The following is a 24,452-nucleotide window of genomic DNA, read 5'->3' on the forward strand; positions in this document are numbered from 1 at the left end:
GCAGAGCGTAACGCGCCTGCCCGGCGGCGGACCGGGCGGCGCACCGACGCCGGTGCCCCCTGGACGGGCACGCATGGTGTTGACTTGGCCGGTGGGGATCGGCAGAACGACACAGCGCGACCAAACATCCGGACATTCCCGGCGAAAGCTCCTGAGCGCCGGGGTGCTGCTGGTGCTCGGTGGCACCGTGACGCCGCTGACCGGCTGTGATCTTTTCGACCGTGACGATGAGCCGACGCCACCGCCCGACCCGCTGCGGCCGATGGTGGACGAGTCACTCGCGCTGGCCGCCGCGTACCGGGCGAGCGCGACAGCGCATCCCGAGCTGGCCGACCGGCTCAACCCGATCGCCGAGACGCACACCGCGCACGCCACCGAGCTGGCCCGGGTGATCGGCGTGACGCTGCCGTCGGCGGCCTCCGCCGCCCCGAGCACCGCCCCGGCGGCCGACCCGAACGGCGCGCGGGCTGCCCTGCGGGCGCTGGAGAAGACCGCCCAGCAGTCCGCCACCGCGGCCTGCGCGGCGGCGCCCGCGGAACGGGCCGCACTGCTCGGGTCGATCGTCGCCGCCCGGGCCACCCACCAGGAGGCACTGAAGTGAGGCAGCCGTCCGCCGGGGAGGCGCTCGCCTCCGCACTGTCCGCCGAGTACGCGGCCATCTACGCCTACGGACGGATCGGCGTCCGGCTCAGCGGAGCGGCGCGGGACGCGGCACGCCAGGCGGAGGCGGCGCACCGCCGCCGACGCGACGCGCTGGTGGTGCAGCTCACCACGGCCGGTGGCGTCGTCCCGCCGGACCGCGCCGGTTACGCGCTGCCGTTCCCCGTCACCGACCGGGCCAGCGCCCTGCGGCTCGCCGCCGAGGTGGAGGAGCGCACCGCCGCGCACTGGCGGGCCGCCCTGGCGTCCACCACCGGCGCCGATCGGGACCAGGCACTGGCCGCCCTGGTCGAGTACGCCGTGCGGGCCACCCGGTGGCGGAAGACGGCCGGGCTGACCCCGCTGACTGTCCCGTTTCCCGGACGACCGACCTGAACCGGTCCGCTCCGGTTGCAGTACGCATACCAGGTATGCATACTCCGTTGCCATGTCCATCCGTCACGGGTTGCTCGCCCTGCTCGAACGCGGCCAGATGTACGGCTACCAGCTGCGCGCCGCGTTCGAGGAGTCGACCGGCTCGACCTGGCCGCTGAACATCGGGCAGGTCTACACCACGCTGTCCCGGCTGGAGCGGGACGGTCTGGTACGCCCGCTGCCGGAGAGCGAGGCCGGGCAGCGCCCGTACGAGATCACCGACGCCGGCCGCGCGGACCTGGCGCTGTGGTTCGCCACCCCGATCAGCCGCACCGACCGACCCCGCGACGAGCTGGCGATCAAGCTGGCGTTGGCGCTGACCACGCCCGGGGTCGACGTCCGCTCGGTGGTGCAGGCCCAGCGCAGCGCGACGATGCGGGCCCTGCAGGAGTTGACCCGGTTGAAGTACGGCAGCAACCGGCCGGAGGACCTCCCCTGGCGCCTCGTACTGGACTCGATGGTGTTCCAGGCCGAGGCCGAGGTGCGCTGGCTGGACCACTGCGAGACCAGTCTGGTCCGGCACCAGCCCAGCGGCCCGGCGCCTCCCGCTCCCCCGCCCGGTGACGCCGACGCGCGGGACGCTGCTCGATGGGCTGGCGAGGAGGCACGACGGTGACCGGGGCACGACGGTGAGCGGGGCGGACGACGCGGTGCTGGAGCTACGCGCCGTCCACCGCACCCACGGCACCGGGCCGGCGGCGGTGCACGCGCTGCGCGGCGTCAGCCTTGTCGTTCGGCCCGGCGAGCTGGTCGCCGTGATGGGGCCCTCCGGCTCCGGCAAGTCGACCCTGCTGGCTCTCGCCGGTGGGTTGGACCGCCCGACCGGCGGCGAGGTCCGGGTCGAGGGGCAACCGCTGGGGGCACTGGACCGCCGCGGGCTGGCCCAGCTGCGTCGCCGCCGGATCGGCTACATCTTCCAGCAGCTCAACCTGCTGGGCAGCCTCAGCGCGCTGGAGAACGTGGCGCTCCCGTTGGAACTCGACGGAACCAGCGGGCGTCGGGCCCGCGCACTGGCCATGACTGCGCTCACCGAGGTGGGCCTGCCCGCGTTGGGCGACCGCTTCCCGGACCAACTCTCCGGCGGGCAGCAGCAGCGGGTGGCGATCGCCCGCGCGCTGGTGGGCGAACGCCGGCTGGTCCTCGCCGACGAGCCCACCGGGGCGTTGGACTCGCAGACCGGTGAGGCGGTGCTGCACCTGCTGCGCCGCCGGATCGACGCGGGTGCCGCCGGAGTGCTGGTCACCCACGAGGCGCGGCACGCCGGCTGGGCCGACCGGGTGGTGTTCCTCCGCGACGGCGTCCTCGTCGACACCACGGCGCCGCTGGGCAGCGTCGAGCAGTTGCTGTCCGGCAGCGAACGGTGACCATCCGCCGCCTGCCACGGGCCCCCGGTCGGGCCGACAGCGCGTCACGGCAGCCGGTCGCGCCGCCCGCCCCGGTCGGCCGACGGCGGTTCGCCGAGCTGACCGGCTCCTGGCGGGCGGCGCTGCGGATCGCCCGGCGGGAGTCACGCCGGTCCCGACGGCGGACCGTCCTGGTGCTCGCGATGATCGCCATGCCGGTCGCGGCGCTGGCCTTCCTGGCCGCCAGTTACGACATGGCCGAGCTGACCCCACAGGAACGCGTCGACCGCCGCCTCGGCGTGGCCGACGCGCAGCTGCAGTGGATCGCCAACGCCCCGGTGGGGCAGGACGAGTGGGGTGAGGGCTGGTACACCCGCGACGGCGAGCTCCCCGCCAAGGTGACCGCGGCCCAGCTGACCGAGCTGCTCGGGCCGGGCAGCCGGGTCACCGAGGTTCGTCAGCGCGTTCCGCTGACACTGCGCGGCCCGCACCGCGACGAGGTCGTGAACGGTCGGGTGCTGGACCTCGCCGATCCGCTAGCCCGTGGGCTGGTGCGGTTCCGGGCCGGCCGGGCGCCGCAGCAGGCCGGTGAGGTCGCCGTCAGTCCGGTGGCGCTGCGCCGGCTGGACCTGCGCCTCGGCCGCGCCGTGGCCGCCGCCGACGGGAGCAGGGCGTACACAGTGGTGGGAGTGGTCGAGTTCCCCGACGACCTCGGGCCGGTGGTGGCGCTGCATCCGGGGGCCGTGCCGTCGACCGGTCCGGAGCCGGACGGTGTCTGGTTGGCGGACGTGCCGGGCACCGTCGACGCGGCGCTGGTGTCCCGGCTCAACGACCGTGGGGTGGTGGTCACCGCGCGACACTGGATCGCCCCGACGACCGGAGCGGACCGGACCTGGTTCGGGTCGATCGTGGGAACCGACCCCAACGACCTGAGCACCGGCGTCCTGATCGCCGGCCTCGGGCTGCTGGAGGTCGTCCTGCTGGTCGGGCCGGCCTTCGCCGTCGGCGTCCGTCGCCGCCGGCGGGATCTGGCGCTGGTCGCGGTGGCGGGTGGGGACGCCGCCCAACTCCGCCGGGTCGTCCTGGCCGACGGTGTGGTGTTGGGCGTGCTGGGGGCCGCTGCCGGCCTGCTGGTCGGCGTCGGCGCGGCGTTCGCCGGTCGCCCGCTGATGGAGCAGTACGTCTTCAGCGCCCGTTTCGGTGGCTACCGCTGCTGGCCGAGCGCGCTGGTCCTGCTCGGTGGTGTCGCGGTGCTGGCCGGGGTGCTCGCCGCGCTGGCGCCGGCCTGGACCGCCGCCCGGCAGGACGTCAGCGCCGGGCTCGCCGGGCGACGCACCCCGGCGAAATCCCAGGGCCGGTGGTTGGTTCTCGGACTGACGCTGGTGGTCGGCGGGGCGGGGCTGGCGGCGTTCGGGGCCACCCAGACGTCCCCGGCGGTGGTTCTCACCGGGCTGATTCTCGGCGAGTTGGGCCTGGTCTGCTGCACGCCCACGCTGCTCGGGGCGCTCGCTCGCCTGGGCCGGGTGTTGCCGCTGGCACCACGGATCGCGCTGCGCGACGCCAGCCGCAACCGGGCCGCCGCGGCACCTGCCATCTGCGCCGTGATGGCCGCCGTCGCCAGCAGCGTCGCCCTCGGCGGATACCTCGCCAGCGACGTCGCCCGCGACGCGCGCGCCTACCGGCCGGCGCTGCCGACCGGCCACGTGATGGTCAACCCGATCGGATCGGCCGGGCAGCCCACGCTGGCCCAGATCACCGACGCGGCCCGCACCCAGTTCGGCGTCGGCGCGGTCGCCCAGGTGCAGACACCGACCTGCGGGGCAGGGCCCACCGGCTACTGCGATGTCACACCAGTGCTTCCGCTGACCCGGGCCTGCCCCTGGCAGCCCGGCGTCCAACTCTCCGCGGCGCAGCGCCAGCAGGCCCGCGCCGACCCCCGCTGCCAGATCCGCGAGGCGGACTACTTCGGCGGCTACGTGGAAACCGGAGTCGACGACGGGACCGCGCTCCCCCTGCTCACCGGCGTGGACCCGGCGACGACCGCCGCCGCCACGGCCGTCCTGCGCGCCGGTGGCGTGGTGGTGACCGACCCGCGCTACCTGCACGACGGACTGGTGACCGTCCGGGTCGGCGACGTGGGGGCCGAGCCGAACCGTCCGATCACGGTCCGCGACCTTCCGGGGTACGCGCTGCCCCGGGCGACCGGCCAGCCCCGTCTGCTGCTCTCCGCCGCCGCCGCCCGGCAACTCGATCTGACCTGGTCTCCGACCGGCTGGGTGATCGGCACCACGACCCCGCCCGACGAGGAGCAACAGGCACGGTTCACCGCCGCCATACGGCCCTTCGGGACGTTCTCGCTGATGGTGGAGTACGGCGGCGCGCCACGCGACGTCTCACCGTTGCTTCTCCTGCTCGCGGCCGCGGCCGGGTTGATCACCGTGGGGGCGGCGGGGATCGCCACCGCGCTCGCCGCCGCCGAGGGACGCGCCGAGCTGACCACCCTCGCGGCCGTCGGCGCGGCCCCGGCGGTACGCCGGCTGCTGGCGATCTGCCAGGCCGGGGTCATCGCCGGTCTCGGGTCGGTGCTCGGCATCGTGGCCGGCCTCGGCACCGCCGCTATCGTGCTGGTCTCGGTGAACCGGCAGTACGCCACCGACTGGCCGGTGTCCGACCCGTACCCCTTCCTGGTGCCGTGGCCCGCGCTCGGGATCCTGGTGCTGGTGCCGGTGGTGGCGATGCTCGGGGCGGGCCTGTTCACCAGGGCCCGACTGCCGATCGAGCGGCGGCTGGACTGACTGATCCGCCGGCGATCGAAAGGGGACCGCTCAGGGGTGCCGTCGGGGCCGGGCAGCCGGCAGACTGATCGGCGTGTCAGTGCTGGGAAGAGTCACCCGTCGGCTCGGTCATCATCGTTGGTTCGGCGCGGCCGCACGGCTGTTGGTCCCCGCCGATCGGGTGGTCGGTCGCCTCACCCGGGGCCGGGTGGTAGCGCTCGGCCTGATCCCGTCCCTGGTGATCACCACGACGGGCCGCCGCTCCGGCAAGCCGCGCAGCAATCCGCTCGTCTACGTGCCCGACGGCGACGCGTACGTCGTGATCGGTTCCAACTGGGGGCAGACGCACCACCCCGGTTGGGCGATGAACCTGCTCGCCGATCCCGCCGCCGAGGTGGACGTGAAGGGCCGGCGGGTCGCGGTGCGGGCCGAGCGGGCGACCGGCGCCGAACGGGACCGGTTGTGGCAGCTGCTGGTCACCGAGTGGCCCGCGTACCGGACGTACGTGCAGCGGGCCGGCGACCGGGAGATCCACATCTTCCGGCTGGCCCCGACCGGGCGCGGCGCGCCCGACGGTCCGCCGTCGGCTGGCTAGGCTGACGTTCGGTAGCGAAAGGCGGACCCGTGAGTGAACAGGCCAGTGTCGACCGGGGCCTCGACGACCGACGGTGGACGGTCGCGGAGCGGGTCGCCGAGGCCGTCCAGCGGCGGTTCCCGGCCGACGTGCTCGCGATCGCGGTGCACGGGCCACTGGCGCACGGTGACGACGACGGCGGTGGGGACCGCGAGGCGGGCATGCTGGTGGTCACCTACCGACCTGGGACCGGCCCGCCACCGGCGACCCGGCGGGTGGACGGGGTGCTCGTCGACCTGACCGTGGCCGCCGCCGACGACTACCTGGCCCAGGCCCGGGTGCTCACCCCGCTGTGGCCGCTGACCGCCGACCGGTACGTCACCACGCAGGCGTTGCACGATCCGACGGGTTGGTTGCGGACGCTGCGCGACGAACATCTGGGCCGGCTGGCCCGGGCCCGTCCGGCGGAGTTCAGCTCCGCGGCCCGGCAGGCGTGGTACCGGGGCAGCGCGGCGCACTCCCGGGCGGCCCGGCTCGCCGAGTGGTACGAGACCGATCAGGCTCTGCTGATGCTCGGTGAGGCCCGGTTGGCGGCGGCCACGGTGACCGGCCTGCTGAGTCGCACCTACTTCCGTGATCCGGGTGACGCGGTACGCCGCACCGGTCTGGCCGGCGCGGACATGACCGAGGTGGGTGTGGTGCTGGCCCGGCAGGCCGAGGAGCTGGCCGCCCGGGGCCGCGCCGTCGACGGCACCATCGACGAGCTGCTCAGCACCTGACGCGCGTCACAGCCCGCCCGACACACCGATCAGCGCGCCGATCAGATAGGTGGCGCCGGCCGCTGCGGCGCCCAGCAGCAGCTGACGCAGCCCACTGGTCCACCACGGACGGTTGGTGAAGCGGGCCACCACGGCACCGGCGACGAACAACCCCAGCCCGCCGACGGCGAGGGTCAGCCAGAGTTCGGTGGCGCCGAGCAGGTACGGCAACAGCGGAACCAGCGCGCCGATCGAGAAGAACAGGAACGACGAGATCGCCGCGGCCCACGGGCTGGGCTGGTCGTCGGGGTCGACGCCCAACTCCTCGCGGACGTGCACCCGCAGCGCCTCCTCCGGGTCGCGCCGCACCGCCTCGGCGACCTGGGTCGCGAGGTCCCGGGGCAGACCCCGGGCCACCCACGCGTCGGCCAGCTCCCGGGCCTCCGCCTCGGGGTGCCGTTCCAACTCCCGGCGCTCCTTCGCCACCTCGGCGGCGACCTGCTCGTTGGCGGAGCGCACGCTGGTGTACTCGCCGAGCCCCATCGAGATCGCGCCGGCCACCAGGCCGGCGGTGCCGGTGAGCACGATGCTGCGGGGCGACACCCCGCCGCCGCCGACGCCGGCGATCAGGGCGATGTTGGTGACCAGGCCGTCCATCGCGCCGAAGACGGCCGGGCGCAACCAGCCGCCGGAGACGTCCGCGTGGTGCGCCTCACGCAGCGCCGCCGGGGTGTCGGTCACGGCGCCTGCCCTTCGATCGCGACTGCGGGACTCCGCTGCGCTGCGTTCCTCGCGCTCACCGCGCTGGCCCTGTTCGCGACTGCGGGACTCCGCTGCGCTGCGTTCCTCGCGCTCACGGCGCTGGCCCTGTTCGCGACTGCGGGACTCCGCTGCGCTGCGTTCCTCGCGCTCACGGAAGCGTCAGGATCTCGTGGCCGTCGTCGGTCACCACGATGGTGTGCTCGAACTGTGCCGTCCACTTCCGGTCCTTGGTGACCACGGTCCACCCGTCGTCCCACATGTCGTACTGGTAGGTGCCCAGGGTGATCATCGGCTCGATGGTGAACGTCATGCCCGGCTCCATGATGTCCGTGGGACGCGGGCTGTCGTAGTGCGGCACATAGAGGCCGCTGTGGAATGCCTCGCCGATGCCGTGGCCGGTGAAGTCGCGGACCACGCCGTAGCCGAACCGCTTGGCGTACGACTCGATGACCCGGCCCACGACGTTGATCTGGCGGCCCGGGGCGACCGCGCGGATGCCGCGCATCATCGCCTCGTGGGTCCGCTCGACCAGCAGCCGGGCCTCTTCGCTGACCTCTCCGACGCAGAAGGTGGCGTCGGTGTCACCGTGCACCCCACCGATGTACGCGGTCACGTCGACGTTGATGATGTCGCCGTCCTGCAGGACCGTGGAGTCCGGAATGCCGTGGCAGATGACCTCGTTCAGGCTGGTGCAGCAGGACTTCGGGAAGCCCTTGTAGCCCAACGTCGACGGGTACGCGCCGTGGTCGCAGAGGAACTCGTGCACCACCTTGTCGATCTCGTCGGTGGTCACACCGGGCTTGCAGTGCTCGCCGGCGAGCTGGGTGGCCTGGGCGGCGAGCCGGCTGGCGACCCGCATCTTCTCGATGGTCTCCGGCGTCTGCACGTGCGAGCCACGCCACTGTTGCGGGCGCGTCTTGCCCACGTACTCCGGTCGGGCGATCTGGGACGGCACCGGTCGCATCGGGGAGAGCGTGCCTGGTGTCAGCGGCGGGCGGACGGTCATGTCGCAAGCCTATCGCCGGGACCGCCGGTGAGCCGCGCCACGGCCGCCCGGTGGGGGTTGTTGCCCTGTCTGGACGGCTGTGTCAAGGTGTCTGCGTGGATCAAGGGGAAGCACCGCCTGTCTTCTCCGCCAGCGCCGAACTCGACGATGGCCACCTCTACGTGGTGGTAGCCGGTGAGGTCGACATGGCGACCGCGGACACGATGCTCCAGACAGCCCTGCGCGAGCCCGCCGGGAAGATCACTCTCGACCTGAGCGCTGTCACCTTCTTCGACTCGGCCGCCATCCACGCCCTGGTCCGGCTCGCCCAGCAGGTTCCGGGCGCGCTCACCGTTCGTCCGTCCCGGCAGGTCCGTCGCGTGCTGGAGATCTCCGGCCTCGGCGAGCAGAGCTGGCTCGACCCGGCCTAGGGTCGGCGTCACAGTCTCCCGCCGGCCCACTGGGCCCGGCCGCCGCCGGGCGCGCGGTCAGTCCTGCAGCTGCCGGCGCAGCGTCACCTCGGTGCCCTCATCGGTACGCTGCACCGACAGGTCGCCGAGCGCTCTGATCAGGGCAAGGCCGCGGCCCCGGAAGCCGGAGCCGGTCGACTCCCGCCACTGCCCGCTGTCGCGCACCGTGGCCGTCACCGTCCGACCCTCGATGGCCACCTCCACACTGATCATGGCCTCGGCGGGGTGGATCGGGTGCTCGATGGCGTTGGCGGCGGCCTCGGACACGGCGACGGTCAGGTCGAACAGGTCGGTCTCGCCGACGGAGTGCGCGACCAGGAAGTCCTCCAACCGCTTGCGCAGCACGCTGAGCCGGGTCGGGTCCGCCGGCAGCCGCAGTGCGAAACGGTTCAGCTCCGCCGCCTCCAGGGCGAGGACGGCGACGTCGTCGCGGCGCGGCCGCCCGGTGACCCGCTCGACCACCGCGTCGATCAGGTCCACCACGTGCTCACTCGGGGCGGCCGCGTCGACGCGGAGCTGGGCCAGTGAGGCGTCGATGCCGATCTGACGGTCCTCGATCAGCCCGTCGGTGTAGAGCAGCAGCCGACTGCCGGCCGGCAACTCGGCCTCGACCGACTCGTACGTGGCACCGGGGAGGGCGCCGACCGGTGGACCGAGCGCCCGGTCGTGCAGGAACGCCACGTCGCCTCCAGTGATCAACAGTGGGGACGGGTGGCCGGCGCTCGCGTACCGCAGCCGACCAGAGCGGGGGTTGAACATCAGACAGACCACCGTCGCGAAGGATCGGCCCTCGGTCGAGCCGACCAGCCGGTTGAGCCGGGTCAGCGACTCACCCGGATCGAAGCCCTCCAGCACGTACGCCCGCAGCGCGTTGCGCAGCTGGCCCATCGCCGCGGCGGCCGGAACGCCCTTACCGACCACGTCCCCGATGACCAGCACCAGTTCGTCGCCGTTCAACGCGACAGCGTCGTACCAGTCGCCGCCGACCTCGACGTCGGCGCTGCCGGGCAGGTAGCGGCTGGCCACGACCGCGCCGGGCAGTTGGGGCAGCGATCGGGGCAGCAGGCTGTGCTGCAGGGTGGTGGCGATCCGGTGTTCGGCTTCGTAGAGCTGGGCGTTCTCCAGTCGCACCCCGACGAGCCGGGCCAGCTGGGTCAGCGCCGCGTCGTCGGCCTGCGCCTCATCGCCGTCCGCCCGCCAGACCTGCAGCTCACCGAGCTTCCTTCCGGCGGTGCCGGTCAGCTCGGCCACGAAGGACGGGTCGGCGGCGGTGATGCCGCCGCCGTCCGCCTCGAAACGGGCCTCGGCCGCGGTGACCACCACCCGGGCGGCCTCGGCGAGGCTCAACGCGTGCCGGGCGGCGACCTGGAGCACGTCGGCGGTGGATCGGGCGGTGTTCACCGCCACCGCCGCGTCGGCCAACGCCCGGAGCCGGCGGATGATCTGCCCGCGCAGCTGGCCCAGTTCCACGTTGGCCCGCACCCGGGCGATCAGCTCCTGGGCGGAGAACGGCTTGGTGAGGTAGTCGTCGGCGCCGACGGCGAGGCCGGCGACGGCCTCCGCGGAGCCGGCTCGGGCGGAGAGCAGCACGATCGGCACATACCGGGTACGCGGGTCCGCGCGCAGCGCGCTCACCAGCCCGAACCCGTCCAGCCGAGGCATCATCACGTCGGTGAGCACCAGGTCGAACCCGCCCTCGCGGGCCATCGGCAGGGCGTCGAGCCCGTCGTTGGCGGTGACCACCTCCCAGGTCGGGGAGAGCAGCCGGCTGACGTGCTCCTGAAGGTCGGCGTTGTCGTCGACGACCAGGATCCGGCCGGCCGGCAGGGCCGTCGCCGGCTGACGGTCGACCTCGGGTGCCGGCGCGACACCGGCCCACAGCGCGGTCTCCGCCACGAAGAGTCGGGCCTGCTCGGGCTCACCGACGGGCAGCGGGTCGAACGCCACCACCCGCTCCGCCGGCAGGTGCGCCGAGCCGAACGGAACGGTCACCGTGAAGGTGCTGCCCACGTCGACCTGACTGGTCAGTCCGACCTCACCGCCGTGCATCTCGACCAGCTCCCGGACCAGCGCGAGGCCGATGCCGGTGCCCTCGTGGGTGCGTGCCCGCACCCCCGGCACCCGGTGGAACCGTTCGAAGACGTGCGGCAGCTCCTCCGGCACGATGCCGATGCCGGTGTCCGTCACCTCCAGCCGGGCCGCGCCCTGCACGGCCCGGATCCGCACCCGGATCTCGCCGTCGAAGGTGAACTTGACAGCGTTCGACACCAGGTTGAGGACGATCTTCTCCCACATGTCCCGGTCGACGAAGACCGCAGTGGGCAGCGGCGGACAGTCCACCACCAGTCGCAACCCGGCCCGGTCGGTGGCCGAGCGGAAGGTGCTGGCCAGCCTGGCGGTGTAACCGGCGAGATCGGTGGGCTGGTAGCGGGCGGCGAGCCGACCCGACTCCAGCCGGGAGAAGTCCAGCACGGTGTTGACCAGCTTGAGCAGGCGCAGCGCGTTGCGGTGCATCATGGTGAGCCGGTCGGTCTCGGCAGCGGGCAGCTCCGGGTCGGCCAGCATGTCCTCCAGCGGGCCGAGCACCAGGGTCAGTGGGGTGCGGAACTCATGGCTGACGTTGGCGAAGAAGTTGGTCTTCGCCCGGTCCAACGCGGCCAGCTCGGCGGCCCGGGCCCGCTCCTCCTCGTACGCCCGCTGGGTGCCGAGCGCCTTGGAGATCTGGGCGGCGACCAGGCCGAAGAAGTTGCGGTAGTCGTCGCTGAGCGGCAGCTGGCGGGCCACACCGACGATCAGCGCGCCGACCGTCTGGTTGGTCGCCGTGAGCGGCAGCACGAGGGCTTGGTCGGCGGCGTCGACCGGCGACGCGTCGAGCAGACCGGCCACCTCGACGGTGGCGGGCGAACCATCGGCGATCAACCGGGTCAGCACCTGGGTGACATCAGCGGCGGGCGGGGTGGTGCCGGTGCTGCCGGCCAGGATGACCTGGTCGCTCTCGTCAACCAGATAGATCAGGGCGAACGGCACGTCGGCCCGGTACCGGCCGAGCACCCCGGCGGCGGTCCGGCCCAGCTCCACGGCGCTGCCGATGTCGCTCAGCTCGGCACCCAGCTCGGAGAGCGCCCGCAGCCGGCGCTCACCGAGCACCCGCCCGGTGGTCTCGCTGACGATGCAGTAGACGCCGCTGACCGAACCGTCGTCACCCCGGATCGGGTCGTACGAGACGTTGAAGTACGTCTGCTCGACGAAGCCGTGCCGGTCCAGCAGAAAGGGATGGTCCTCGCCCCGGTAGGAGCGCCCGGTGCGCCGTACCCCGTCGAGCAGCGGACCGAGCACCGCCCACGTCTCCGACCAGTACGCGCGGGCCGGCTGGCCGATCACGTCCGGATGCTTGGCGCCGATGGTCGGCCGGTACGCGTCGTTGTAGAAGGCCAACTGCTCGTCGCCCCAGAACATCACGATCGGGGAACTGGAGGCGAGCATCATCCCGACCGCGGTGGTGAGCGCCGGGGGCCACTGACCGGGCTCACCCAGCGGGCCGGAGGACCAGTCGAAGCGGGCCAACCGGTCGCCCATCTCGCCACCGGCCGAGAAGGCGGCAGCCAGCATCGGGGAGATCTCGTGACCGGACACGCCGGAATGCCCGATGTCCGCGCCCCCCTGGGCCGAGCTCATGCAGCCTCCCGCTCCGGCCGTACCCCTCAGCCGTTGATCTTCACCCCGCCGTGCTCCGACTTGTACCCAAGCGAACCGGCAACGTAACGCATCACGGGCGCGCGACGCTGGTTAGCTACGCCTGAACCGTCGGGCACCGGACAGTACGGACGACCACGGCGTCGAACGGCGGTGATCCCAGTGCGCTGACGGGTCAGAAGACGGGCAGGCCGTCGATGCTCGCCGCGTTCTTGGTGGCCCGGTAGACGACCAGGTCGTCGGTGCTGCGGCGGGAGTGTGAGGTGAGCAACAGATCACGTTCGGCCCGGAAGTCCATCAGTGGCACCGCGTACCCGCAGGAGTCACTGACCCGCTCCACCTCGACACTGATGACAGCCCGGACGGCGTGCACGTCCGGCGGTGCCGGAAACTCGGCGAGCCGATCGGCGAACCCGTCCTCGGTCACCGCGACGCTGCTGCCCCGACCGTGCAACCGGACGATCTTCGGCGGGCCGTCGAAGGCACAGAACATCAGCGTGATCCGGCCGTTGTCCCGCAGGTGGGCGATGGTCTCCGCGCCGCTGCCGTGATAGTCGAGGTAGGCCACCCGGTGCGGGCCGAGGATCACGAACGTGCCCCGCATGCCCTTCGGCGACACGTTGACGTGCCCCTCGGCACCGGACGGCGCGGTGGCCACGAAGAAGAGCGGCTGGGCCGCGATGAACTCACGCAGACGACCGTCGATCTCCGGGTAGACCTTGCCCATCCGTCGATCCTCCCATCCGCGCCATCGGCCGGCGGGGGCGATCTCAGTCACACCCGCTGGTCAGCCGCCCGCACCAACGCCGTGATCGGACGGGGATCCCGCTCGTTCTCCGGATGCCACTGCACCCCGAGCACGAACGGCCGGGCCGGATCCTCCACCGCCTCGACCACCCCGTCCCCCGCCCACCCGGTCACCGTGAGCCGGCCCGGATCGGCCACTGCCTGGTGGTGGTACGAGTTGACCTGGTCGACCCCCGCCAGCACCGACGCGGCCAGGCTCCCCGGCGCGAACCGCACCGGGTGCGCCCCGTACACGCCGGGCGCCGGACGGTGCGCCTCGTGACCCACCACGTCGGGCAGGTGCTGGTGCAGGGCGCCACCGTACGCGACCGCGAGCAACTGCATCCCCCGGCACACGCCCAGCACCGGCAGCCCGGCGGCGAGCGCGGCGGCCAACACCGTCAGCTCGCCGGCGTCCCGGTCCGGCCGGTCCTCGGTACGCGGGTCGGTCGGCTGGCCGTACCGCCCCGGGCCGACGTCCGCGCCACCGGCCAGCAACAACCCGTCCAGGACACCCACCACGTCCGCGTCCACGTCGTCGGGCGGCAGCACCACCGCCCGGCCACCAGCGGCCGTCACCGCCCGGGTGTACGCCTCCGGCACCAGCACCGCCCGCACACCCCGCCAGACAGCCCAGTCGGCCGGCTCGACGTACGCGCTGACCCCGATCAGCGGCCTCCGCCGAGTTGGCACCGTTCGCGACTGCGGGGCTCGCACACCCGCGCTCCTCACAGGGGGGTCACGTAGGCGCCGGTGATGCCACCGTCGACCACGAACTGCGCGGCGGTCATGAACGAGGCGTCGTCACTGGCCAGGAACGCCACCGCGGCGGCGATCTCCTCCGGTTGCCCGAAGCGGCCCATCGGCACGTGCACCAGCCGGCGGGCGGCCCGTTCCGGGTCGGCGGCGAAGAGCTCCAGCAGCAACGGGGTGGCGACCGGGCCGGGGCAGAGCGCGTTCACCCGGATGCCCTCCCGGGCGAACTGGACCCCCAGCTCCCGGGTCATCGCCAGCACCCCGCCCTTGCTGGCGGTGTACGCGATCTGCGACGTCGCCGCGCCCATCAACGCCACGAACGACGCGGTGTTGATGATCGAGCCCTTGCCCTGCCGCCGCATGTGCGGAATGGCGTACTTGCAGCACAGGTAGACGCTCGTGGTGTTGACCCGCAGCACCCGCTCCCAGGCGTCCAGGCCGGTGTCCAGGATGGAGTCGTCGTCCGGCGGTGAGATGCCGGCGTTGTTGAACGCGATGTCCACCCGGCCGTGCCGGTCGGCCACCCCGTCGAACAGGTCGCGTACCGCCGACTCGTCGGTCACGTCGGTGGCCACGAACTCGCCGCCGCACTCCTGCGCGGCCTTCGCGCCGGCGTCCGTATCGATGTCCACGCAGACCACCCGGGCCCCCTCGGCGGCGAACCGTCGCACGGTGGCCAACCCGATGCCGCTGCCCGCTCCGGTGACCACTGCCACCCGGTCCTGCAACCGACCCTGCACTGGCCTCACTCCTCTGTCGCGATGAAGACGTTCTTGACGTCGGTGAAGGAGTGCAGCGCGTCCGGGCCCAGCTCACGGCCGAGCCCGGACCGCTTCATCCCGCCGAACGGGGTCCAGTAGCGCACCGAGGAGTGCGAATTGACGCTGAGGTTGCCCGAGTCGACGGCACGGGCCAGGCGCAGGGCCCGACCGACGTCCCGGGTCCAGATCGAGCCGGAGAGGCCGTACTCGGTGTCGTTGGCGAGCCGGATCGCGTCCGCCTCGTCGTCGAACGGCAGCACCGAGACCACCGGGCCGAAGATCTCCTCCCGCCAGTGCCGGTCGGCTGGCGAGTCGGCCAGCAGCACCGTGGGCGCGTGCCAGAAACCGCCGCCGTCGGGGCAGGAGCCGGTGAAGGCGACTGTCGCACCGGTGAGGTAACCGGCGACCCGGTCCCGCTGGGCGGCGGAGATCAGCGGGCCCATCTCGGCGGTGTCGCGGGACGGGTCCTCGACGCGTACCGCGCGTACCGCTGGTTCGAGCAGTTCCAGGAACCGGTCGTACACCGGACGTTGGACCAGGATCCGCGACCGTGCGCAGCAGTCCTGGCCGGCGTTGTCGAAGACCGCGCCCGGCGCGGTGGCGGCGGCGCGTTCCAGGTCGGCGTCGGCGAACACGATGTTCGCGCTCTTGCCGCCCAACTCCAGGGTGAGTCGCTTCACCTGGGCGGCGCAGCCGACCATGATCCGGGTGCCGACCTCGGTGGAGCCGGTGAAGCAGATCTTGCGGACCGCCGGGTGGCTGACGAACCGTTCCCCCACCACGTCACCGGCTCCCGGGATCACTGTGAAGACGTCGTCGGGCAGGCCCGCCTCACGGGCCAGCTCGGCCAGGCGCAGCGCGGTGAGCGGGGTCAACTCGGCGGGTTTGAGCACCACCGTGTTGCCGGCGGCGAGCGCCGGGGCGAACCCCCAGGCGGCGATCGGCATGGGGAAGTTCCAGGGCACGATCACGCCGACCACACCGAGTGGCTCGTGGAAGGTGACGTCCAGCCCACCGGGCACGGGGATCTGCCGGCCGGTCAGCCGCTCCGGGGCCCCGGCGTAGTAGTCGAGCACGTCACGGACGTTGCCGGCCTCCCAGCGGGCGTTGCCGATGGTGTGCCCGGAGTTGCGCACCTCCAGCCCGGCCAGCTCGTCCACGTGCGCGTCCACAACGGCGGCGAACCGCCGCAGCAACCGCGCCCGGTCCCCCGGCCCGACCTCCCGCCACGCCTCGAACGCGGCCGCCGCCCGCGAGATCGCGGCATCCACCTCGTCCACCGAGGCCCCAGGAACCTCCCGAAACCCCTGCCCCGAGGCCGGGTCAACAACAACTGTCACGCCCCACCCACCCCTCCCCTACGCGATCTTGCAGTTTCTGCCCGGGCAAAAGCCTTATCTGTACGCAGACCGGCGACACAAAGTGCAAGATCGCGGCGGGTTTCGGGGGGTCAGAGGCGTTCGAAGCCACGGGTCAGCTCCCAGTCCGTCACCGCGGCGTCGAAGGCCGCCAGCTCGACCCTCGCCTGGTTGGCGTAGTGGGCCACGACCTCGTCGCCGAACGCCTCGCGGGCCACCGTCGAGCCCTCCCACAGGGCCAGGGCGTCGCGCAACGTGGTGGGGACACGCTCCGCCTCCGGGTCGTCGTACGCGTTGCCGGCGCACTCCTGCCCCAACTCCAACTCACCGTCGATGCCGTGCAACGCGCCGGCGACCAGCCCGGCGATCGCCAGGTACGGGTTGACGTCGGCGCCGGGCACCCGGTTCTCCACCCGCATGCCCTGCCCGTGCCCGACCACCCGCAACGCGCAGGTGCGGTTGTCGACGCCCCAGCGCAGCGCCGTCGGGGCGAACGAGCCCGGCTGGTACCGCTTGTAGGAGTTGATGTTCGGGGCGAAGAGCAGGCTGAACTCCCGCATGGTGGCCAACAGCCCGGCGAGCACCCGCTGCCCGGTCTCGCTCAGGTGCGCCGGCCCGTCGCCGAGCATCGCCGACGAACCCGACGAGTCCCGCAGCGAGAAGTGGATGTGGCAGGAGTTGCCCTCCCGCTCGTTCGGCTTGGCCATGAAGGTGATCGCCATGCCCTCCTGGGCGGCGATTTCCTTGGCCCCGTTCTTGTAGATGACGTGGTGGTCGGCGCAGGCCACCGCCTCGTCGTACCGGAAGGCGATTTCGTGCTGGCCGAGGTTGCACTCGCCCTTGGCGCTCTCGGGGGTGAGCCCGGCGCCGGCCATCTCGGTGCGGATGCGGCGCAGCAGCGGCTCCACCCGGGCGGTGCCGAGCAGGGAATAGTCCACGTTGTACTGGTTCGCCGGGGTCAGGTCGCGGTAGCCGCGTCGCCAGGCGTCCTCGTACGAGTCGCGGAACAGCACGAACTCCAGCTCGGTGCCGGCGTACGCGGTCAGCCCGTGCTCGGCCAGCCGGTCCAGTTGCCGGCGCAGGATCTGCCGGGGCGAGGCGACCACGTCACCCGAGCCGTCCAGCCAGGTCAGGTCGGCCAGCAGCAGGGCGGAGCCGGGCTGCCAGGGCATCCGGCGCAGGGTCGCGAAGTCGGGCACCATCGCGAAGTCGCCGTAGCCGCGGTCCCAGCTCGACATCGCGTACCCGTCGACGGTGTTCATGTCCACGTCGACGGCGAGCAGGTAGTTGCACCCCTCGCTGCCGTGCTCGGCGACCTGATCGAGGAAGAACGGCGCGTGAAACCGTTTCCCCTGAAGGCGACCCTGCATGTCGACGAGGGCCAGCACCACGGTGTCGATCTCACCCTCGGCGACGGCGACCCGCAGTTGTTCCAGCGTGAGCGGTGCTTTCCTCATTCGCGGGCCTCCATCACCAAGGTCTACTGGCAAACCGGATCACCGTCAATGCCCCCGGCGGCACGGGCGGCAAACCCGGCGGGACGCCGCACCGCCCGTCCCGCCGGGCGCTGATCAGGCGGGGCCGTCGGCGGGCGTCGGGTCGGCCGCCGGCGTGGCTTGCTCGACAGTGCGGACCGGGCCGGTGAACCACTTGCGGGCCGAGGCGTACCACCAGACGGCGACGACCAGCAGCACCCCGCCCACGGCCAACGGCGCGTAGTTCACCGCCGACCAGGTGAACCCGTCGTTGCCGGGCACCCCGGCGGGCACGATCGGCAGCACGAAGTACACGGCGATGATCGCGATCTCGATCACCGCGATCCAGCCGAGCAGCTTGTACCTGCGGCCCAGCGTCCACGGCCCGGGGACGAACCGGTCGCCCATCCGCAGCCGCAGCGCGATCGGGATGAGGAACGACAGGTAGAGCCCGAGCACCGCGACGGAGACCACCGCGTAGAAGGCGATCGGGATGCCGGCGGAGCTCTCGTAGAGCGCCGGCAGGGTCAGCACCAGACCGGCCAGCGTGGCGCCGATGATGGCGTTGACCGGGGTGCCGTTGCGGTCGACGGTCGACCAGAGCCGCCATCCGGGCACCGCCCGGTCCCGACTGAACGCGTACGCCATGCGGCTCATCGAGGTCACGCAGCTCATGCCGCAGAAGAACTGGCCGATGGTGGAGATGATGATGACGATCTTGAAGAAGACCGGGGTCAACGCGGACTCGAAGATGGCGCCGGAGAAGCCGCCCGCGGCGTTGACCGCCTCGACGTCGGTGGCCGCGAAGAGGAACGCCAGCAGCAGGATCCAGCCACCGACCGCCGAGTAGAAGATCGACTGCCAGAGGCCACGGGCCGCGGCCTGCGAGGCGCCCCGGGTCTCCTCGGAGACGTGCGCGCAGGCGTCGAAGCCGGTGATCGTGTACTGGGTGAGCAGGAAACCCAGCGGCAGCACGTAGAACCAGAACGTCAGCCCGCCGATGTCGCCGTCACCGAAGCCGGAGTTGTTGAACCGCTCGGTGAACACGAACTGGAAGCTCTGGTGGTTGTCGGGAACGAAGACCAGGATGGCCACCACGACGGCCGCGCCGGCCACGTGCCACCAGACCGAGACGTTCTGGAGTACGTCGATGATCCGGTGCCCGAAGATGTTGATCAGCCCGTGCAGCACCAGGATGATCACGAAGAGCATGAACGCCTGCCGCAGCGTCCCGGCCCAGCCGTCGAAGAGCGCCGACAGGGTGAGGTTGAGAAACGTCGCGCAGCCGTAGTCGACCGAGGCGGTGACCGCCACCAGACCGATCAGGTTCAGCCAGCCGGTGAACCAGCCGTGCACGGGACGGCCCATGGTGGCCGCCCACCAGTAGATCCCGCCCGCTGTCGGGTACGCCGACACCAGCTCCGCCATGCAGAAGCCGATGATCAGGATGAACAGCGAGATCAGCGGCCAGCCCCAGGAGATGGCGACCGGCCCGCCGTTGTTCCACGCCTGACCGAAGGTGGTGAAGCAACCGGCCAGGATCGAGATGATCGAGAAGGAGATGGCGAAGTTGGAGAAGCCACTCCACTTGCGGCGTAGTTCCTGTTTGTAGCCGAGTTCAGCGAGCCGTCGGGCGTCGTCGTCCATCGGTTGCTCGGCGGTCGGCACGGGCGTCGTGGCCACTGCACACCTCCCTGAGGTGGTTCCGCGTGCGAGTGGGCAAAGTGTCGACCCGGCCGATCAAGGCGGTCAATACGTAGTCGGTGGGAATCTCACTCCCGGTGGGCTAATTGCGTTGCCGTCCAGCCACCCCGGCCCGCATCCTGGACCAGTGACCAGGCCCGATCAGGGCCCCACCCCGGGCACTCGGACCGCCCGACACCGGTGGCGCGGGGCACGCCTCTCTCTCACGCACGGGCACGCCGCCCGTACCCAAAAGTGCCCCGCGCCCCCCAACCTCCGGGTTGGGGGGCAGGTCAGGTCAGGAGGAGGCCGGCCACCCAGAGGGCGGCTATGAGCAGGCCGGCCAGGAACTCCACAAGGATCGACAGGCCGGCGGCCTTGAGGGCCTGCACGGTGGACGGCCAGGCGAGCTGGTTGCTGCCCAGCCGCAGCCGCTCCGCCGCCCACACCCCCGCCACGAAGCCGAGCACCAACCCGACGAACGGCACCACGAAGAACCCGATGATGCCGAGCACCCCGCCGGCGAGCAGCGTGGACGTCGGCACACCGGTGCGCTTCAGGTTCCGGCCAGGCCACGCGTACTTGATCACGGCGCCGGTCGCGGCGACCAGTGTGGCGGCGGCGAACACCGCCCAGCCACCCAGCCCGGCACCGCCGAACACGGCCCAGACCAGCACGCCACCCCAGCACAGCGGCAGCGCCGGCAGACCGGGCACCACCACGCCGGCCAACCCGGCCAGGATGGCCAGCCCGGCCACCACGGTCACCACCGTCTGCGAGTCCGTCAGGTCCACGCCGCCACCCTCCGTCGCCGCCGACCAGACCGCAACGGTCCCCCGCTCACGGCAGTGCTCCGTCGCCACGCAGCCGGGCGGTGATCGCGTCAGCCGGGGCCGGGGCACCGAAGAAGCGGCCCTGCCCGGTGTCGCAGCGCAGCGCCCGCAGCCGTTCCGCCTGCACGCCGGTCTCCACCGCCTCGGCCGTGACCCACAGCTCCAGGGCGTGCGCCAACCGGACCAACGCGTCGACGATCCGTTCGTCGCGGTGGTCGGCGGCCTCGTCGGTCCCGTCCGCGCGGATGCCCTCGACGAACGGGCCGGCGAGCTTCAGGCAGTGGATCGGCAACCGGCGCAGGTACGCCAGGTTGGAGTAACCGGTGCCGAAGTCGTCCACTGCCAGCCGGACACCGAGCGCGGCGAGCCGGTGCAGGCTGCGCAGCGGCTCTCCGGCGCTGCCCATCACGGCGCTCTCGGTCAACTCCAGCTGGAGCAGCTCGGCGGGCAGCCCACTGGTCCGCAACGCGTCGGCCACAGTGTCCACGATGGCGGGTTCGTCGGCCTGCCGCGCGGCGAGGTTGACGCTGACCACCAGCCGGGCGTCCGGGAACTCCCGCCACCACCGCTCGGCGTCCGCGCAGGCCCGCCGCAGCACCCACTCGCCGAGCCGGACGATCAGGCCGGTCTCCTCGGCCAGCCCGATGAACCGGTCCGGCCCGATCAGGCCCAGCTCCGGGTGCTCCCAACGGACCAGCGCCTCCACCGCGAGCATGCTGCCCTCCAGCAGCGACACGATCGGCTGGTAGTGCAACACGAACTCGCCCCGGTCGAGTGCGGCGGGCAACCCGGCGACCAGCGCCGACCGGGCGATGTCCCGGGCGCCGCGCTCGGGGTCGTAGACCGCCCACCGGCCCCGGCCCGCCGCCTTGGCCCAGTAGAGCGTGGTGTCCGCGGCCTTCATCAGCTCCGACGCGGTGGTTTCCGAGGCGGGGCACTGCACGATGCCCACACTGGCCGAGACGGCCAACTGGTGCTCACCGACGTGGACCGGGGCCGCGACGGCGGCCAGCGCGGCCTCGGCGACGGCGACCGGGTCGTCGGCGTCGTCGCCGCCCGCGACGAGGATCACGAACTCGTCGCCCCCCATCCGGGCAACCAGGTGACCGTGGTCGGCCACGCACGCGGCCAGCCTGCGACCGATCATCACCAGCAGCCGGTCACCGAGGTCGTGGCCGAGGCTGTCGTTGATCGCCTTGAAGCCGTCCAGGTCGAGGAAGCACACCCCGACCCGCTGCCCGACACCCGCGGTGTCCAGCACCCGTCCCAACGTCTCGAAGAACAACGTCCGGTTGGGCAGCCCGGTCAGCGGGTCGTGCAGCGCCTGGAAACGCAGGCGCTGCTGGAGTTGGTACCGCTCGGTGATGTCCTCCATCATCGCGACGGTGAATCGTGGCCGTCCCTCGTGTCGGATCAGTGAGACGGCCAGATCCGTCCAGACCACGCTGCCGTCCTTGCGGTAGTAGCGCTTCTCCACCCGGACCGCGTCGTGCTTGCCCTCGATCAGTTCCTGGTAGAGCTCCCACATCCCGGCGGCGTCGTCGGCGTGGAACAGCCCCGCCACGTTGATCTCGCGCAACTCCTCGATCGAGTAGCCGAGCATGTCGGCGAACGCCTGGTTGACGTCGATGATCCGGCCGTCCACGCCGGCGATGCCGATCCCGATCGCGGCTCCGGTGAACACCGCCCGGAACCGCGCCTCACTGGCGCGCAGCGCCTGCTCCACCTCGTCACGCGCCTGCCACGCCGACCGGGCGATGCGCTCCTGCTGGCTGAAGGTGCGGTCGCGCAGCGCGCGGGCGAACCCGGCGGCCAGGCCGCCCTGCATCGCGGCGATCCGGTCGGCGAGGTCGGCCGGCCGTTCACCGTCGCTGAGAACCCGCCGCCCGAAGGTCGCGCCGAGCGCGTGCAGCGTCCACTCCAGCGCCTGCGGCTCGGTGAGGTGCGCCTCCACCAGGGCCCGCCCGACCTCCTCGGCGGGGCCGACGCTGAACGGCTCCGCCCGTATCGCCTGGGCCAGCCGGACCGTGTGCGCCAGCAGCAGCCGCTCGGTCTCGGCCAGGCTCAGTGGCACGAAACCGAGACGGCGCACCGCGCGGGCCCAGTCGGCGGCGTACCCCACGGCATCGGCCCAGCCGGCATCGACCCCGGCGGGGTCCCGGCCGGCGTCGACCCCGGCGGGGTCCGGGACGGCGGCCACGGGGTCAGCCGGCGGGCTGGTCGTACCGGGCGACGCCTCCGAAGGCGCCGAACCGCTCCGGGTGCTCGTCCACGTCGGACGGTGAGTCGGGACGCCAGAGCGGCATGTGCACGACACCCGGTTCCAGGACGGTCCAGTCGCCGAAGAAACCGGTGACCTGTGCGCGGGAGCGCAGGGTGATCTCGGTGGCGGTACGGGCGGAGAGCCGCTGGGCGTCCAGCATCTCCTGCGGCTGGTCCTCGAAGGTGGAGTGCGAGATGACCAGGAAGCTGCCCGGCGCGGCGGCCTCCCGCAGGGTGGCCAGGATCGCCTCGGGACGGTCGGCGTCCGGGATGAAGTGCACCACCCCGGCCAGCAGGATGCCCACCGGTCGACTGAAGTCGATCAGCCCGAGCTGTCGGGTCTCGGCGAGGATCCGCTCCGGCTCCCGCAGGTCGGCGTGGATCACCCCGGTCAGCTCGTTGCCGGCGAGCAGCTCCCGGCTGTGCGCGACGGCCACCGGGTCGATGTCGACGTACACCACGCGGGCCTTGGGGTTCACTCCCTGCGCCACCTCGTGCACGTTGCCCACGGTGGGGATCCCGGAGCCGATGTCGAGAAACTGGTCGATGCCGGCGTCGAGCAGCACCCGGACGGCCCGGCGGAGGAACTCCCGACCGGACCGCATGGTGGCGGCGAGATTCGGGGTCATGCTGGCGATCTGTTCGGCCAGCTGCCGGTCGATCTCGAAGTTGTGCGCCCCACCCAGAAAGTAGTCATACACCCGGGCCGCGCTCGGCCTGGTCAGATCGATCTCGGTCGGCAGTCCGTCCGGCATCAGTGTGCTCCCCAGTTCATCGCCGCGGCGCGGGACGGCACCGGCGGACGGGCGTGCCACGGGCACGCGCGAGCGCCGGCCGACCCGCGGGTCGTGTGGTGTGGACCACTCTAGGCGGCTGACTCCAGCAACAGCGAGATGCCTTGACCAACGCCGATGCACATGGTGGCCAGCGCCCGTCGGCCGCCGCGACGGCGCAGCTCCAGGGCGGCGGTCAGCGCCAGCCGTGCCCCGCTGGCACCGAGCGGGTGCCCCAGCGCGATGGCCCCACCGTTCGGGTTGACGTGGTCGGCGTCCACCGGCAGCCCCAGTTCACGCAGCACCGCCACGGACTGCGCGGCGAACGCCTCGTTCAGCTCCACCACGTCCACCGCGCTCAGCTCGACGCCGACCCGGTCGAGCAGCTTGCGGGTGGCCGGCACCGGGCCGATCCCCATGATCCGGGGCGGTACGCCGGCCGCAGCCGCCCCGCCGATCCGGGCCAGCGGAGTGAGGCCGTACCGGTGCACCGCCGCCTCGCTGGCGACCAGCAGGGCCACCGCCCCGTCGTTGACGCCCGAGGAGTTGCCGGCGGTCACCGTGCCGCCGTCGCGGAACGGGGTCGGCAGCGAGGCCAACTTCGCAAGCGAGGTCTCCCGGGGGTGCTCGTCGACCTCGACCAGCCGGGTCTCCCGACGACCGGCCGGCACGGACACCGCCACGATCTCCTCGGCGAAGCGGCCGTCGGCCTGTGCCTTGGCCGCGCGCTGCTGCGAGCGGTACGCGAAGGCGTCCTGCTCGGCCCGGCTGACGCCGTACTCGGCGGCCACGTTCTCCGCCGTCTCCGGCATCGAGTCGACACCCCAGCCGTCACGCATCAACGGGTTCACCAACCGCCAGCCCAGCGTGGTGTCGTACACCTCCGCCGAGCGGGAGTACGCCGACGTCGCCTTCGGCATGACGAACGGCGCCCGGCTCATGCTCTCCACCCCGCCGGCGATCACCAACTCCGCGTCCCCGGCGACGATGGATCGGGCGGCGGTGGCGAGCGCGTCCAGCCCCGAGCCGCAGAGCCGGTTGACGGTGCCGCCCGGCACCTCCTCGGGCAGGCCGGCCAGCAGCGCCGCCATCCGGGCCACGTTGCGGTTGTCCTCGCCGGCCTGGTTGGCGCAGCCGAGCACGACGTCGTCGACCCGCGCCCAGTCCACCGAGGGGTGGCGGGCGACCAGTTCACGGATCACGTGCGCGGCCAGGTCGTCGGGGCGGACGCCGGCCAGCGCGCCCGCGTACCGGCCGATCGGGGTACGGACACCGGCCACCAGGTATGCCACGGTCATCGCGAGTCCTTAGGGGGTGCAGACGGCGGGGTGG

At 72.5% G+C, this 24,452-nt stretch carries 21 protein-coding genes; 8 read left to right on the forward strand and 13 right to left on the reverse strand.

What is annotated here, in order from left to right; genetic code table 11:
* The first annotated feature begins 73 nt into the window (after positions 1-73).
* From AB0C03_RS03415 to AB0C03_RS03445, 7 genes are all read left to right on the forward strand, one after another.
* The gene (locus AB0C03_RS03415; protein ID WP_247680684.1) at positions 74-601 is read left to right on the forward strand and encodes a hypothetical protein; all 528 of its coding nucleotides are present in this window, start codon (positions 74-76) and stop codon (positions 599-601) included.
* Positions 598-1,035: a ferritin-like domain-containing protein gene (locus AB0C03_RS03420; RefSeq protein ID WP_030337610.1), complete on the forward strand. Its 438-nt coding sequence runs from the start codon at positions 598-600 to the stop codon at positions 1,033-1,035. The genes AB0C03_RS03415 and AB0C03_RS03420 overlap by 4 nt, the downstream gene beginning before the upstream one ends.
* 52 nt (positions 1,036-1,087) lie before the next feature.
* On the forward strand, positions 1,088-1,690 hold the full coding sequence (locus tag AB0C03_RS03425) for a PadR family transcriptional regulator (RefSeq protein ID WP_030337611.1): 603 nt from the start codon (positions 1,088-1,090) through the stop codon (positions 1,688-1,690).
* A 13-nt stretch (positions 1,691-1,703) separates the two neighbouring features.
* The gene (locus AB0C03_RS03430) at positions 1,704-2,438 is read left to right on the forward strand and encodes an ABC transporter ATP-binding protein (RefSeq protein ID WP_030337612.1); all 735 of its coding nucleotides are present in this window, start codon (positions 1,704-1,706) and stop codon (positions 2,436-2,438) included.
* Positions 2,435-5,212 (forward strand): FtsX-like permease family protein, encoded by a 2,778-nt coding sequence (locus AB0C03_RS03435; protein ID WP_357633929.1) that lies wholly within the window; start codon positions 2,435-2,437, stop codon positions 5,210-5,212. Before AB0C03_RS03430 ends, AB0C03_RS03435 begins: the two co-directional genes overlap by 4 nt.
* Positions 5,213-5,285: 73 nt before the next feature.
* A complete protein-coding gene (locus AB0C03_RS03440; RefSeq protein WP_036412576.1) occupies positions 5,286-5,786 on the forward strand; it encodes a nitroreductase/quinone reductase family protein in 501 nt (166 codons plus the stop codon).
* A 29-nt stretch (positions 5,787-5,815) separates the two neighbouring features.
* Entirely contained in the window at positions 5,816-6,544 is a 729-nt protein-coding gene (locus tag AB0C03_RS03445; protein WP_030337616.1) for a hypothetical protein, read from the forward strand.
* Between the two features lie 6 nt (positions 6,545-6,550).
* On the opposite strand, the gene AB0C03_RS03450 is transcribed toward AB0C03_RS03445, so the two are convergent.
* Together AB0C03_RS03450 and map are read right to left on the reverse strand one after the other, a co-directional pair.
* Positions 6,551-7,264 (reverse strand): VIT1/CCC1 transporter family protein, encoded by a 714-nt coding sequence (locus AB0C03_RS03450; RefSeq protein ID WP_030337617.1) that lies wholly within the window; start codon positions 7,262-7,264, stop codon positions 6,551-6,553.
* Positions 7,265-7,433: 169 nt separating this feature from the next.
* Positions 7,434-8,291 (reverse strand): type I methionyl aminopeptidase, encoded by an 858-nt coding sequence (map, locus tag AB0C03_RS03455; RefSeq protein ID WP_030337618.1) that lies wholly within the window; start codon positions 8,289-8,291, stop codon positions 7,434-7,436.
* Positions 8,292-8,386: 95 nt separating this feature from the next.
* Between map and AB0C03_RS03460 the strand changes: the two genes are divergently transcribed.
* Entirely contained in the window at positions 8,387-8,701 is a 315-nt protein-coding gene (locus tag AB0C03_RS03460; protein WP_030337619.1) for an STAS domain-containing protein, read from the forward strand.
* A gap of 57 nt (positions 8,702-8,758) precedes the next feature.
* Here the strand turns inward: AB0C03_RS03460 and AB0C03_RS03465 are convergent, their stop codons facing one another.
* From AB0C03_RS03465 to pcaF, 11 genes are all read right to left on the reverse strand, one after another.
* The gene (locus AB0C03_RS03465; RefSeq protein ID WP_357633936.1) at positions 8,759-12,415 is read right to left on the reverse strand and encodes a SpoIIE family protein phosphatase; all 3,657 of its coding nucleotides are present in this window, start codon (positions 12,413-12,415) and stop codon (positions 8,759-8,761) included.
* A 193-nt stretch (positions 12,416-12,608) separates the two neighbouring features.
* Complete coding sequence (locus tag AB0C03_RS03470) at positions 12,609-13,160, reverse strand: pyridoxamine 5'-phosphate oxidase family protein (protein ID WP_030337621.1); 552 nt, start codon at positions 13,158-13,160, stop codon at positions 12,609-12,611.
* A 47-nt stretch (positions 13,161-13,207) separates the two neighbouring features.
* Positions 13,208-13,912, reverse strand: a complete 705-nt coding sequence (locus tag AB0C03_RS03475; protein ID WP_357633940.1) for a gamma-glutamyl-gamma-aminobutyrate hydrolase family protein — start codon at positions 13,910-13,912, stop codon at positions 13,208-13,210.
* A gap of 35 nt (positions 13,913-13,947) precedes the next feature.
* Positions 13,948-14,715 (reverse strand): 3-oxoacyl-ACP reductase, encoded by a 768-nt coding sequence (locus AB0C03_RS03480; RefSeq protein ID WP_030337623.1) that lies wholly within the window; start codon positions 14,713-14,715, stop codon positions 13,948-13,950.
* Between the two features lie 5 nt (positions 14,716-14,720).
* The gene (locus AB0C03_RS03485) at positions 14,721-16,076 is read right to left on the reverse strand and encodes an aldehyde dehydrogenase family protein (protein WP_357633943.1); all 1,356 of its coding nucleotides are present in this window, start codon (positions 16,074-16,076) and stop codon (positions 14,721-14,723) included.
* A gap of 110 nt (positions 16,077-16,186) precedes the next feature.
* Positions 16,187-17,551, reverse strand: a complete 1,365-nt coding sequence (locus tag AB0C03_RS03490; protein ID WP_357633946.1) for a glutamine synthetase family protein — start codon at positions 17,549-17,551, stop codon at positions 16,187-16,189.
* 114 nt (positions 17,552-17,665) lie between these two features.
* Entirely contained in the window at positions 17,666-19,252 is a 1,587-nt protein-coding gene (locus AB0C03_RS03495; protein ID WP_357633950.1) for an amino acid permease, read from the reverse strand.
* A gap of 293 nt (positions 19,253-19,545) precedes the next feature.
* A complete protein-coding gene (locus tag AB0C03_RS03500; RefSeq protein ID WP_030337628.1) occupies positions 19,546-20,046 on the reverse strand; it encodes a DUF456 domain-containing protein in 501 nt (166 codons plus the stop codon).
* 46 nt (positions 20,047-20,092) lie between these two features.
* On the reverse strand, positions 20,093-22,207 hold the full coding sequence (locus tag AB0C03_RS03505; protein WP_357634487.1) for a putative bifunctional diguanylate cyclase/phosphodiesterase: 2,115 nt from the start codon (positions 22,205-22,207) through the stop codon (positions 20,093-20,095).
* Positions 22,208-22,289: 82 nt separating this feature from the next.
* Entirely contained in the window at positions 22,290-23,102 is an 813-nt protein-coding gene (locus AB0C03_RS03510; protein WP_030337630.1) for an SAM-dependent methyltransferase, read from the reverse strand.
* A 110-nt stretch (positions 23,103-23,212) separates the two neighbouring features.
* Positions 23,213-24,418 (reverse strand): 3-oxoadipyl-CoA thiolase, encoded by a 1,206-nt coding sequence (gene pcaF, locus AB0C03_RS03515; RefSeq protein WP_357633954.1) that lies wholly within the window; start codon positions 24,416-24,418, stop codon positions 23,213-23,215.
* Positions 24,419-24,452: the final 34 nt, after the last annotated feature.

The organism is Micromonospora parva (assembly GCF_040649675.1).
GTDB classification, from domain to species: Bacteria; Actinomycetota; Actinomycetes; order Mycobacteriales; family Micromonosporaceae; genus Micromonospora; species Micromonospora parva.

Excerpts from the sequence above, each read along its gene's own strand:
- AB0C03_RS03490 (WP_357633946.1), bottom strand. The coding sequence starts at position 17,551 with ATGAGGAAAGCACCGCTCACGCTGGAACAACTGCGGGTCGCCGTCGCC.
- AB0C03_RS03425 (WP_030337611.1), top strand. The coding sequence starts at position 1,088 with ATGTCCATCCGTCACGGGTTGCTCGCCCTGCTCGAACGCGGCCAGATG.
- map (WP_030337618.1), bottom strand. The coding sequence starts at position 8,291 with ATGACCGTCCGCCCGCCGCTGACACCAGGCACGCTCTCCCCGATGCGA.
- AB0C03_RS03415 (WP_247680684.1), top strand. The coding sequence starts at position 74 with ATGGTGTTGACTTGGCCGGTGGGGATCGGCAGAACGACACAGCGCGAC.
- AB0C03_RS03510 (WP_030337630.1), bottom strand. The coding sequence starts at position 23,102 with ATGCCGGACGGACTGCCGACCGAGATCGATCTGACCAGGCCGAGCGCG.
- AB0C03_RS03465 (WP_357633936.1), bottom strand. The coding sequence starts at position 12,415 with ATGAGCTCGGCCCAGGGGGGCGCGGACATCGGGCATTCCGGCGTGTCC.
- pcaF (WP_357633954.1), bottom strand. The coding sequence starts at position 24,418 with ATGACCGTGGCATACCTGGTGGCCGGTGTCCGTACCCCGATCGGCCGG.
- AB0C03_RS03470 (WP_030337621.1), bottom strand. The coding sequence starts at position 13,160 with ATGGGCAAGGTCTACCCGGAGATCGACGGTCGTCTGCGTGAGTTCATC.